17 protein-coding genes and 1 pseudogene are annotated in these 11926 nt (G+C 33.1%); 4 read left to right on the forward strand and 14 right to left on the reverse strand.

Annotated features, from left to right (window positions below; genetic code table 11):
* Positions 1–7: 7 nt before the first annotated feature.
* The 3 genes from sigB to rsbV are packed head-to-tail and all read right to left on the reverse strand — an operon-like array spanning position 8 to position 1574.
* Positions 8–784, reverse strand: a complete 777-nt coding sequence (gene sigB, locus ACUN28_RS24355; RefSeq protein ID WP_016089043.1) for an RNA polymerase sigma factor SigB — start codon at positions 782–784, stop codon at positions 8–10.
* On the reverse strand, positions 747–1229 hold the full coding sequence (rsbW, locus tag ACUN28_RS24360) for an anti-sigma B factor RsbW (RefSeq protein WP_016089044.1): 483 nt from the start codon (positions 1227–1229) through the stop codon (positions 747–749). The genes sigB and rsbW overlap by 38 nt, the downstream gene beginning before the upstream one ends.
* Positions 1230–1235: 6 nt before the next feature.
* A complete protein-coding gene (gene rsbV / locus ACUN28_RS24365; protein WP_016089045.1) occupies positions 1236–1574 on the reverse strand; it encodes an anti sigma b factor antagonist RsbV in 339 nt (112 codons plus the stop codon).
* A 348-nt stretch (positions 1575–1922) separates the two neighbouring features.
* Between rsbV and ACUN28_RS24370 the strand changes: the two genes are divergently transcribed.
* Positions 1923–2123 carry a methyltransferase gene (locus tag ACUN28_RS24370; RefSeq protein ID WP_000390991.1) on the forward strand — a complete coding sequence of 67 codons (201 nt, stop codon included), beginning with the start codon at positions 1923–1925 and terminating at the stop codon, positions 2121–2123.
* A gap of 182 nt (positions 2124–2305) precedes the next feature.
* On the opposite strand, the gene ACUN28_RS24375 is transcribed toward ACUN28_RS24370, so the two are convergent.
* The 3 genes from ACUN28_RS24375 to ACUN28_RS24385 all read right to left on the reverse strand — a co-directional run bounded on the left by ACUN28_RS24375 (position 2306) and on the right by ACUN28_RS24385 (position 3273).
* Positions 2306–2557 carry a GlsB/YeaQ/YmgE family stress response membrane protein gene (locus ACUN28_RS24375; RefSeq protein WP_000522903.1) on the reverse strand — a complete coding sequence of 84 codons (252 nt, stop codon included), beginning with the start codon at positions 2555–2557 and terminating at the stop codon, positions 2306–2308.
* Between the two features lie 75 nt (positions 2558–2632).
* Positions 2633–2833, reverse strand: coding sequence for a CsbD family protein (locus tag ACUN28_RS24380; protein WP_016089046.1), 201 nt, complete (start codon positions 2831–2833; stop codon positions 2633–2635).
* Positions 2834–2883: 50 nt separating this feature from the next.
* Positions 2884–3273 carry a general stress protein gene (locus tag ACUN28_RS24385; protein ID WP_016089047.1) on the reverse strand — a complete coding sequence of 130 codons (390 nt, stop codon included), beginning with the start codon at positions 3271–3273 and terminating at the stop codon, positions 2884–2886.
* A 213-nt stretch (positions 3274–3486) separates the two neighbouring features.
* Here ACUN28_RS24385 and ACUN28_RS24390 point away from each other — a divergent pair, with 213 nt between their 5' ends.
* The gene (locus ACUN28_RS24390) at positions 3487–3954 is read left to right on the forward strand and encodes a hypothetical protein (RefSeq protein WP_016089048.1); all 468 of its coding nucleotides are present in this window, start codon (positions 3487–3489) and stop codon (positions 3952–3954) included.
* Positions 3955–4032: 78 nt separating this feature from the next.
* Here ACUN28_RS24390 and ACUN28_RS24395 read toward each other — a convergent pair whose 3' ends face one another.
* Positions 4033–4446, reverse strand: a complete 414-nt coding sequence (locus tag ACUN28_RS24395) for a hypothetical protein (protein WP_016089049.1) — start codon at positions 4444–4446, stop codon at positions 4033–4035.
* A 306-nt stretch (positions 4447–4752) separates the two neighbouring features.
* On the opposite strand from ACUN28_RS24395, the gene ACUN28_RS24400 reads away from it, so the two are divergent.
* Positions 4753–4860 carry a YjcZ family sporulation protein gene (locus ACUN28_RS24400; protein WP_000505670.1) on the forward strand — a complete coding sequence of 36 codons (108 nt, stop codon included), beginning with the start codon at positions 4753–4755 and terminating at the stop codon, positions 4858–4860.
* A gap of 318 nt (positions 4861–5178) precedes the next feature.
* Here ACUN28_RS24400 and ACUN28_RS24405 read toward each other — a convergent pair whose 3' ends face one another.
* Both ACUN28_RS24405 and ACUN28_RS24410 read right to left on the reverse strand, forming a co-directional pair.
* Positions 5179–5562 (reverse strand): hypothetical protein, encoded by a 384-nt coding sequence (locus tag ACUN28_RS24405; RefSeq protein WP_016089050.1) that lies wholly within the window; start codon positions 5560–5562, stop codon positions 5179–5181.
* A 188-nt stretch (positions 5563–5750) separates the two neighbouring features.
* Positions 5751–6323 (reverse strand): histidine phosphatase family protein, encoded by a 573-nt coding sequence (locus ACUN28_RS24410; RefSeq protein WP_016089051.1) that lies wholly within the window; start codon positions 6321–6323, stop codon positions 5751–5753.
* Positions 6324–6419: 96 nt separating this feature from the next.
* Here ACUN28_RS24410 and ACUN28_RS24415 point away from each other — a divergent pair.
* A pseudogene (locus ACUN28_RS24415) lies at positions 6420–6606 on the forward strand (IS4 family transposase); the annotation flags it as partial.
* 289 nt (positions 6607–6895) lie between these two features.
* Here ACUN28_RS24415 and ACUN28_RS24420 read toward each other — a convergent pair.
* The 5 genes from ACUN28_RS24420 to ACUN28_RS24440 form a co-directional block, all read right to left on the reverse strand.
* Positions 6896–7804, reverse strand: a complete 909-nt coding sequence (locus ACUN28_RS24420; protein WP_016136588.1) for an alpha/beta fold hydrolase — start codon at positions 7802–7804, stop codon at positions 6896–6898.
* Between the two features lie 870 nt (positions 7805–8674).
* Positions 8675–9814: an S-layer homology domain-containing protein gene (locus ACUN28_RS24425; protein WP_016089053.1), complete on the reverse strand. Its 1140-nt coding sequence runs from the start codon at positions 9812–9814 to the stop codon at positions 8675–8677.
* A 261-nt stretch (positions 9815–10075) separates the two neighbouring features.
* Positions 10076–10687 (reverse strand): DUF2812 domain-containing protein, encoded by a 612-nt coding sequence (locus ACUN28_RS24430; protein WP_016089054.1) that lies wholly within the window; start codon positions 10685–10687, stop codon positions 10076–10078.
* A 13-nt stretch (positions 10688–10700) separates the two neighbouring features.
* Positions 10701–11015 (reverse strand): PadR family transcriptional regulator, encoded by a 315-nt coding sequence (locus ACUN28_RS24435; protein WP_001078066.1) that lies wholly within the window; start codon positions 11013–11015, stop codon positions 10701–10703.
* Positions 11016–11174: 159 nt separating this feature from the next.
* The gene (locus ACUN28_RS24440) at positions 11175–11807 is read right to left on the reverse strand and encodes a hypothetical protein (protein ID WP_016089055.1); all 633 of its coding nucleotides are present in this window, start codon (positions 11805–11807) and stop codon (positions 11175–11177) included.
* Positions 11808–11926: the final 119 nt, after the last annotated feature.

Genomic DNA, 11926 nt, shown 5'->3' on the forward strand with positions numbered 1-11926 from the left:
AAAATTTTTATGTATCTAAAAACGCCGCTTGCTTCAATTTACTTATCGCTTGTCTTTTAATACGAGAAACGTGCATTTGTGAAATACCTAACCGTTCCCCTGTATCCTTTTGATTTAAATTTTCTCCAAATATATAATGAATAACACTCTTTTCTGTCTCATTTAATACGTTAAAAATATCCTCTAAAATGAGACGTCTTTCTGTCTGTTCATATCCTTGCTCTACTTCACCTACAGATTCAATTCTCGCTACCGAACTTCCATCAGATGAATTTTCTACTACATCATCTAAGGAAGATACTCGATAATTATTTTTAGCATCCATAATTTCTAGAACTTCCTCTTCTGATAGTCCTAAATGATCCGCAATCTCTATAATCTTCGGTGAACGTTGCAGGTGATCTGTTAGCTCCTCTATCGCAAGTTTAATTTTCCCGCCCAAATCTTTAATTCGCCTCGGAACATGAATGCCCCATGTTTTATCACGTAAATACTTCTTTATTTCTCCTACTATCGTAGGTATTGCAAACGGCTCAAAAGCATTCCCTATCGAATAATCATACCTTCTTATTGCGCCTAAGAGCCCTAACATCCCTACTTGTATAATATCCTCATGCATCGGCCCGCCTTTCGAATAGCGATATGCAATGGAATATACGAGATTTTTATAATGGTCAACTAACCTTTCCTGTGCTTCATCACATTGGTTTTGTTGAAATTCTGCAATTAGTTTAATAACGTCTTCTTTAGTAAGAATTGTAGGTTGAGATTGGATTTCCATCATTCTCCACCTGCTCTCTTTGTATATATTTTGTCATTAAAACTGTCATGCCCTCATCATGCATGATTTGTATATCATCCATTAACGTATTTATTAAATATAAACCTAAACCATTTTCCGGCAAGTTCTCTACTGGTTTATTAATATCATACGGACCAACTTTACTTTTTAAGGTGCTAAAATCAAAGCTAACCCCATTATCCGCAACCATAATTTCTAATCGATCTTCATATAGACCAAAGACAATTGTAATCTCTCCAACGTCTTCTTTATATGCATGTTGTACAATGTTTGTACATGCTTCACTAATAGCAATTTTCATATCTTCTATATCGTCATAAGCAAAGCACATTCGATTCGCAACACCAGCCATTGTTAAACGAATAATAGCGACATATTCTGCCTTTGCAGGAATTTTCATTTCTATCTTTTCAAATCTCTCCATCATCCCTAGTCACCTTCTTTCTACTTTTTCAAAATCGGAATTCAAATTTAATATTTCTGTTAACCCTGTAATATCAAATAATCTCTTTAACCTTTTAGATACACCAATAAACTCTAGTTTTCCATCATTTTTCTTAACTGCTTTTAATAAAGCTATAAAAACGCCTAAACCAGTACTATCCATATACTCTACCTTATTAAAATCTACTACGATATAAACCTCTTTCTCGCTTGCAATAGGCATAATCTTATTTTTTAAATCTGATGCCGTATACGCATCAATTTCACCATTAAGTTGTACCGTATAACCTAAATCATTTTGCAAAATATTTATTGCCAAATTCATCATTTCCGCCCCCTTATCTCAAACTTTTACTATTTAATTACCCATAAAAATTAGTTTTAAACATATTTTTTTATTTTTATTATAAATAAAGTGAAACTTTAATCAGTGGGGGTTTTGTTCATCCCCCACTGATTATTAGTTGAACCAATCGGACTTTTACGGACAGTTGATCCCCCACCTAACTTCTTTGCTTCCGCTGAATTTTGAGGTGGGGGTCTTACTGCCCGTTAAAGCGGGATAAATTTTCTACACCTTTCCCAGCTTCATGCTTAAAAAATACTAACAAATGTTTAAACCTTATAAATTTGTGTATGTATTATGTATAAACATTATTTTTAGGGGGATCTATCTATGGAAGAGCACAACTTTAAAAAGGGAGATTTCGTTCAATTTTCTTATCGACACGATCATGCTACAAAATTAATTGGTTCCATTATTAACATACTAACGAATACAATTGTAGTGGATATAGGTAATAGCGAGGACTTATCTCATATAGAACCAAGGCAGGTCGTAAGAATAAATAATTGTAAGAAAGTAACGATGGTTTAATACATAATAGAAAGTGTAATTTTCATGAGTGGGGAATTCTTTATTCCCCACTCATTCCCATGCAGATTACATAAAAAAAGCATCCAAATTATTTTAATTGGATGCTTTTTTATGTATTTTTATCAGTTTATTAACTTTATAGCTATATATAATAAACTTAAGATTACTATTCATTATCATACTTACGCTTTCCGTAGCATTCTAGAGAAGAATGTAACGATTAAAATAAAGACGATTGCACCTAATAACGCTGGAAGAACAAAAATGCCTCCCCATTCAGGACCCCAATGACCAAATAACGCACTACCTACCCAAGATCCAATTAAACCAGCAATCACATTACCAACTATACCTAAAGGAAAGTCTTTTCCTGTAATCATTCCAGCTAACGCCCCAATAAGTCCACCTACAATACACGTAATAATAAGTCCCACAATTAGACCTCCTATATTATTTTTATAATGGATTTATCAAGCTTTGGTATGTAACCAAAGCTTGATAAACATGTATTATTCTTTATGATCCAATTCATCACTTATCTTTTGTTTCACTTTTCCGACTTTTTCTTTTATCGTTCCCTTCGTCTTCTCCCACTTCCCTTCATTTTTCAACTCTCTATCTTCTGTAACTTCACCAATTCCTTCTTTTACTTGTCCTTTTTTCTTTTCAACTTTACCTGTAATTTGTTCTTTTAGCCCGCTCTCACTCATATTTCCAATCTCCTTTTCGTAATAGATTTATAGATATAAAGGATACAAATTTAAATAGAATACGTGCATCTTCTTTCTTGTAACCATTCACCGACTCTTTCTAAATCCTTAACGAATAACAAGATTTTCCCTTCATCCAGCTTTTCTTCGTAGAAGTTCGCTTCTTCCTCATTAAGCCCTAACTCCTGCATCTTATTTCTTAACTGATCTCCCGTTTTTTGAAAGACATTCATAATGCTTGTTCCAAGTCCTTCCTCTTTTATACCAATTGTATTCACGTCTGCATTGTCTGCGATTCTATCTGTCCTTTCTTTCTCATGTGTTAATACGTAAATATCTTTTTGGTCTATTCCTTTCTTCACTAGATCATTCGCTGCGTTCATGACCTCTTTCTCCGTAATAAATTCATATACAAAAGGTTTACTATACTTCGTTTCCATCTTTAACTTCCTCCTTTAAAATGAATTATTTGTTATATTATATGTAGTACACCCATTTTCGAAATATTAAACATAAAATATGAAAAAAGTTATGTAAATTTTGATTTTGATAGAGAATGAATAGCGTGATTTACCACTTTAAAACATCTTCCCCTTACAATAACTACCTAAAATAGCAGAAAATTGTTATAATTAAACGTAAGGAGGGATACTATGAAAAAAATCATATCTATATGCACTCTAACCGCTCTATCGTTCACTTTAATAGGCTGTACAAGCACCTCGGCTACAGATAAAGCTTCACAAGTTAAGCAAGAACATACACAAAATACATTTCAATTAAATTCCGCTAATATTACAGACATTGAAATACTCCAAACAACAAATCATACTACTTCCAAATCTCAAACAGATAACGAAGAAATGATAAAATCTATCGTTTCAGCAGTTCAAAATGGAACACCTAAAACAATCACTTTAGATCAAAAAAAGAGAGAATCTGCACATTCTACTATTACCGTTACATATAAAGATGACTCAAAAGAAGAATTTCTTGTTTGGGTTGATAATAAGGAGCAAATTACAATTGCTAAAGATGAGAAGAAAGATAAAGTAAAAGGTGTGACGGTGAACATTAAAGATGCTAAAATGATGAAAGATTTTTTTAAAACTCTAATATAGTTGATGTTAAAACAAAAGAGCAGGATATAATCCTACTCTTTTGTTTAATCACGTCCAATAAATGGACTTTTACAAAATCTATTTAAGGTCTAATTTTGCTAAATCATGTTGTAAAACATTATTTCCTTCTTGTGGGTTAAATACGATTGCACTAAGACCAAAAACATTCGTAACAACATCTCTGTCTTTTGGACGAATGATTCTTACTTCATAAGCAAAAAGTCCTGGAGGAAGAGCTGCTGAACGAAAAGTAACATATCGATTAGGTGCCAATGTTTGTGTTGAAGGGTCTACTAATGGTAACAATACCGGAGAACCCGATGACCAATCAAACATTTCAACTGTTACTCTATGAGTATCATCTGGATCAACATTCATAGCCTCAACAGTAAGAAGTAATGTAGCGGAATGTCTACGTAATACACCCGTTGATAAAATTTCATTATGATGTTTACAACGTTTTCCAGGAGGATAACCATAGCCATAACTCATATCAATTCCCCCTTTCCTTTACAATTAAGGACAAGTATTCCTTATAATATATAATGCTATTATTATTTTTAGTGAAAGGTATAAAAGCGGATTTCTATCTGCATGTTTGGATATTTTGTTTTTCATTTATTCGCCCTTAAAGAATCATATAGATTCTCCTGTTTTTCCTTTGAATTCCTTCTAAGAATAAATCTATTTTGAAAAGGACCTGCTCCATTTATTCGTAAAAGCATAAAGTAAATGGAATCCGTTAAAACACATGAGTGAACCTTTGTTTTCCCTCTCCTATTTAAAGGAGGAACTGTTATGGGATTTGGTGGTAGTTGTGGCGGCTGTGGCTTCGCTGGAGGATTTGCTTTATTAGTTGTATTGTTTATTCTATTAATCATCGTTGGAGCGGCATGCTTCTGCTAAAAAACTATCGAAAAGACACTCATGTGAGTGTCTTTTCTTCATAAAAAAATCCCCCCGCAATGTGCAGAGGCCATGCCTATTAACTTAAGAATTCAGAATTACCCCAAAACGAGAAAATGAGCTTTTTTGTTACAAGTTAGCACAAAATTTCGTTCTGGAGGTTCGATAAAATTTTAGCTTGATGACAATAGGACTGAACCCCTAATACTTTATATTAATAATGACTCTTTTCATGAAACAAAACTCAGTTATCAGTCTAAACCATTTTTTAGATCTAACAATAACAAGTGTGCTTCTTTACCTTTCAGATAGTCTCTATTATTCTAATTTCTTCATTTCTTTCATCCGTTCTATATCCTTTTCTGAAGCATTTTCTATTTTATACAGTTCATAGCTACCCTTTATCTCATCTATCACTACAAATTCAACTTCATTTCGAACATAGCTTTTAGTTTTCCCCTTTTTATAACCAATAACATTATCTAATATAGTTTCTCCACTATCTTTTTTATATAAATTATAGCTAACAGGTGGACGGCCAATTACATACTTATTATCAGAAAATCCGACTATATCATCCCTCCCTAATCCTGTCGAAACACTCCAGACAAAAATAATCTGAAATATAGAATAAACAACAATACCGCATAAGAAAAAAAATACGATTAATTTTTTAAAAATTTTTAAAGGTATCCTGCCCAAAAAACATTCCCTCCCATTTCACCTCGAGATAGCAAGAACAAAACTTGAATTTTGTACGCTAAGGAACCGAATTTTTTAGATTGTTGAAATCAATCCCCCGTCAGTGCCATAAGAAAAAGAGTTACCGCAGTAACCCTATTGTTTATAATACACGTCATTGGGAGAAGCTATGGATGAATAAAGTCAATCTATGAAATTTCCCACAATCTTTTAACTCCCACCAATTCCTGTCCATTGAATTCCATCCTATATATATCTGGTTTTGATGTCTGTAGTAAAAAATTCAAATCATACTTACTGTCATAATACCCCATCATCAAAGTCATTATAGCTCCATGAGTGCCTAATACTATTTTCTGTCCTCGATAGGTGTTTAATAATTCTTTTAAGACTTTTATAGCACGTTTCTGACAGTCGACATTAGCCTCTCCTCCCATTAAAGCAAAGTCGGGGTCTAAGAATGACTTTTTTATTAAAGGGAATAATTCTTTATCCGACATTCGTTCCTCTTCAGCAATAAAAATTCTTTCTTTTAAGTCCTCAAATACTAAAACTTCTTGTCCTATTTGCTTCGCTAACTGCTGAACGGTTAGAATTGAACGATCGTATGGACTTGAGATAACAACGTCGATTCCCTCATCTTGTAATGCATCTGTTATTCGTTGAACATCTAATTTTCCTTTTTCAGTTAATCCTCTTGTTTTTTCTTTTCCAAACTTTGGTGAATCCCCGTGTCTCACCATATATATAAAAGTTTTCATAATTGCCTCCATTTTTTCAGTTTTCTGTATAATCGCCCCCCTATATTAGCATATATATCCAATACAGTCTCCTTAAAAATAACAGAAAACTGCGAATTCGAAATAGACCATTATCGTAATGTAAAACAGGAGCGATTAGAGTGCCAACTATATAGAAAGATAATCACTATTTTCCTATGTTCCTCTACAATGTTTAAAATGCACCAAATTCTTTTACAAAAGAAAAAAAGAATTAAGTGAATATGAAGCGATAAGGATGATTACCACAAAACTTAACCTAGTAAAATAATATTCGAATGGAAATTCATACGTATTATGAAACGTAAAATGTTTCAACTCGAAGGAAGGCACCTTACAGTTGTCTTTTCTTTATATGTAAAAAAAGCCCACCTATTTCCGTAGGCGGGCTTTATCTTTATTACACAATAAGAAAGTATACTCTCTTTTCCCTTGAATTTTTATGTAATTATACATATTCATAAATATAGAAGAAGTAAAATATCCCAAAACTAAAAATGAGCTACATTCCCCTAAGATAAAGTTGTTATTACAGCATATCTTCCACGTTCAACTTAGTTATCATTAGCATGTTTTTCTACAAAATCAAGAATTCTAGCATTAACCTCGTTAGAGAACTCACCATTGATTGCGTGAGATGCATTTTTCCAGTTCACTATATCGATATCTTTCACATATTTTTCCCCAGTTTCAACTGCTTTTACCGAATTATGCATCGTACTTTTTTCAGCCATTAATGCAAGCACTGGAATATTGATATTTTTTAAGTCTTCTTTACTAAATAGATCAGGTGCTGGTGTTTTCAATTTATAATTACGCATACCCGACTCAATTAACTTAGCGATAGGCTCATCGTCATTTATCTCTGCTCCCCCAGAAACATAGCTTAACATCTTTTCTCTTATAAACTTAGGTACAATAGGAACGGAAGCTGGAATAGATGCTAGAATCATCTTTATGGATATTTGCGCAAATACAAAGACTGGGTCCAATAAACTAGCCGTCGCAATATGCTCAGGATTATATCTAGCCAAGTTCATTGTTGTCCACCCTCCAATGGAGACACCCACGATATGCACTTTTTCTAAACCTAATCCTTCAATTACTTCATTTAACCATTCTGCTTGTTGTTTTTGGTTTTCGATCACCTTCGTTTGCACACTCATTCCAGGTTCACCGAGTAAATCTATTGTGTAAACAGGCCTTTTCTCCCTTAACCCTTCTAAATTTGGTACCCACATTGGAGTAGATGCACCACGTCCAGGGAGTAAAAGTATTGGTTCCTTATGTTTATTTTCCTCTTTAGTAAAATAATAAGTACGAATTGTGCCATATGTAGTTTCTATATCTTTCGTATCGTTAGGTTCTGGAAGAAGTGCCATTGATTCATCGTAGGCAATTTGAAAATCTTCTTTCCCTTTTTCAGATATAAAGTGACCAATCTTATTATCATCTCTCTTCATTTTAATTCCTCCTTTCTACAAATATATGGATGAACTTTATCTATATATTCATGGGAATCATCCATTGAAGATTTAACTTCTTTAGGTCAAAACTGTCATTTGGAAAAAAGAAAAAGACACCCTAAGGTGCCTTCTTCCGACTTGAACCATCTTAATTTTAATAATATGTATTGGACTCCCATCCAACTATTATTTTACCACATTAAATTGTTTTGTTTATTGAGAAATACAATAGTTTATGTATGCCGGTCTTCTGTATTAGATATTTTTGTAATCCATACAATGATTAACAAGGGAACAAGCTATTAATTAAAGGTAAAACCACATGCTAAACCGGTATAACATACCAATAAAATTCACATTGTATATCTTATATATTACGTAGGAACCGAAAAAAAGGAATTAGTTCATAATTATGGTGAAGAAGAAGCCATAGTGGTAGTTCTAGTGAGGTTTTTACTAAATTAAGGTACGTACTTTTTCAAATTATATATACAATGAAATTAAACCAGATATAACAATCAATGGAAGAATTACTGCGAGTTTATTTTTTAGAGGGACACGTTTGTCTGGGACGCCTGGGTGGATAACAAAAGCAAGTAAAACAATTGCTCCAATAATACCTAAAAGTATATGAATGATAATCATCCTCCTAAGGAATATTATTATCATTAAGTATATCACACTCAAAAATAAAAAAGGTATTAAACACCAATTAAAACTAAATATACCAAAAATAAATTGAAACTATAATCAGTGTTTTTTCCTTCCCCACTGATTATTAGCCTCCACGAATTGGGCGTTACGGTTAATAAATAGCAGGATAAAAGTAGAGAAAGTAAAAGAGGAGTGAAATTTCACTCCTCTTTTTTACTTGCGGATTTCAACACGCATTAGATCGCTACTAGAATTTTGCTTCTCTAAGCTTATCTCTATTTTAAGATTGTTTTTATTAATATCAAATGTACCTGTGCGTGTATTAGAAGCCACTATATTATCAATCTCTGTACTCAAATCTAAGTTTGGATTTATCATAGTGATCCACTTTTTCCCTAACTCTAGTAACGCCGTATTACCTTGACCTCTATCAATTACAAAATTAACAGTATAGTTATTTTCATCATCGCCCCTGACAGTGAAATTCCCATAGAATTCTGGAATCCCCTCTAATACCGGAGAGAATAAAACGACCTCTGAACCTGGACCGCCTATCGCTGCATACTTTAATTCCGCATTATATTTTGTGTTGATTTGAGTAACAAAATTTTGTGCTTCCTTAGATACAGATCTTTTCAGTACAGATGAGCTCTCCATCCAACCTTCATAATAATAAATATCATCGTCTGCTAACTCTTGCGGGATAACAGTAGGCTTTGACTCAGGCTCTTTTTCTGGTTTTTCAAATTTAATAATTGCATTGTATAAGAATTGTGCATACTGCTCACGAGTTACAATTTTGTAAGGTTCAAACTTATTATCACCCGTGCCAGCAGCAATTTTATTTTCTTGTAATGCGCTGATAGCATTTGTTGCCCAGTAATTTTTATTTACATCTTTAAAAGTGGTAGTAGATGTTGCTTTTAAATGAAAAGCATTTGTTAATACAGCAGCCAATTGTTCACGCGTTAAAATACTATCTGGACCAAATCTTCCATCACCAAATCCACTTATAATACCAGCTTTACTAAGAGTTAAAATCTCTTTTTCAAACATATGATTTTTCACATCTGTGTAAGGGTTTGGTAAGTTAGGTTCATCCGTTGGCTTCAAGTAGGCATATAACATTCTAGCTACTTGTCCGCGTGTAATACTATCACCAAAACCAAATATTCCATTTCCATAACCCGATACAATATTTTTCTCTTGCAAATCCATAATCGCTTTATAAGACCAGTGATTTTCAGGAACATCTTTAAATCCTGTTGTGTTTTCTGCTTGCACATTTGTTAGAGGCGCTAGTGTTGTTGATGCGATAACTGTCCCCGCCAAGATTAGTTGTTTAAAATTCATAATTGAATCCCCTTATCCTTAAAATAAAATGTTCATAAAGAATATTGCACACATCTTCTTCCATATTAACATATAAAAACCTTAATTTAGGTTGATTTTGGATATTTTAAGCATATTATTCCATTTGATATTGTTCGCACAATAAAAATCATAATAACTTGTTTCCAATGCGCATTCTTTCCCTTTATCCATTTTAAAAAGATACCATTTACGAACTCAAAAAATCCCCTCAAGGCGTCAGCTTTAAGGGGATTTCTTCTATCATCTTCTCTCTTCATACAACCGATTTGCTTTATACGAGCAAACAAAATACATACATGTCACAACAGGGATAAACGTCCAAAACAGTCCTCTCATTAATGCAAATGGCGTTTCAAATAAGAATGACCATAGAAATGATACGCCTTGCTTATCCCATAATCCTGGCGTCAAGTATAGTTCTTTCGGATTTACAAATGCTTCTACATTAATCGTATTATTATACATAAATAGAAATAATATCGGCAAATAACAAATCGCTAATTCTAAAAAGGTTTTAGATAGACGTTTATACTTCCCTGCTCGTGACATTGGATCTGAAAAAATGTCATCTTCACTTTCTTCATTTACCTTTTTAAAATAGTACGTACCTGACCACCGATTACCAGCTATATGCTCCCAGCCACTATCTTCAAATAATGTGCAGTAATTAATAAATTCACTTTTTCTACTAAATACTCTATGGTCTATTCTAATCGTCGCATCTTCCGGCTCTGTATATCTAAATGTATAACCAAATGTATTGCTTTCTAGTTGATAGCCTTTCCAAGCCATCTCTTCTAACCATTTTTCCTCTTTCTCAAAGTCTAAAAAGAATTTCAATCTCCACATCATCGTTTCCCCCTAACTATACGTGTAATAAACTCTTTGTAACCTCAATAATGTGTTGCATTCTCATAAAGTCTAAGTGCAATACTTCTTTCCCACGTTCCGTAATGACATACACTTTTCTTCGTTTATCTTCACTTTTCACCGATTCTATTAACCCTTGTTTTAATAAATTTTCAACCGCACCATACAATGTACCCGCTGCGATTTTCACTTGATGATTACTCAGTTCCTCCACCTTTTGCATAATTAAATAACCATGAGCTGGCTCTAATAAAGCTAAAAGAACGTAATACGTTGTTTCCGTTAATGGTAAATTTTTATCTCTATTCATAAAGACCTCCAATGTAACGATAAATATATAGCCAAACTATATAGTTCAACTGTATAGTTTCATTTTATACAGTTAGACTGTATATGTCAAATACAGGAATAATTTTATAACCCATAACAAAAAACGCTATCTTTTTAAAAGATAGCGTTTTTCATATTATCATTGCTTATTCTTCGCCTTCATTTGTTCTTCGTAAACAAACTTCGCGGTCATAAAATCGTTAGGAAAATCTTTTAATGCATTCTTCATCACGTTCAATTCTTCTTGTGATTTGATCTCTACTCCGTTTAAGAAATCAAATGCTTTTGATTGTTCATCCGCAACAAAGTTTTGCGTCATATAGTCATCTTGGAAGTCTTGCTTCGCTTTTTCTTTCACTTTGTTCATTGCATCTGTTTTATTTATACTTTTCACAGGATTTGCGAATGCGCCTGTAGGCTGTTCTGGTTTCGGCTCTTCTTTCGTTTCCGGCCGTGGAGCTGGGGCTGGTTGTTGCTTAGGTTGTTCTTGTTGAACTGGCTGTTGTACTACTTCTTGCTCTTTTTTCGCTAATTCATCTTTTAACTTCTTAACTTGCGCATCAAGAGATTTTTTTTCAGTTTCTAATACACTCATATCACTTTTTAACTTTTGCATTTCTTCATAATGTTCATCTACTAATTTATTGTATTCTTTCTCAGTGTACATTTTTTCACTAGTTGATGTCGTTTTTCCCTTCGCAATAACTACATTAATAATTACAAGTAACACTATGATTCCTATTAACGCAGCTAAAATCTTCTTTTTGTTCATTATTAATCCTCCAAAATGTAAAATTACCAAAGTTATCATAACAGATGCAGCTATGTTCCTTTGTCATATTTTGTCGAACTAAAATAATAAAAAAGCATCTAAAACAGATGCTTTTTCCC

Source organism: Bacillus sp. WC2507 (genome assembly GCF_052656125.1).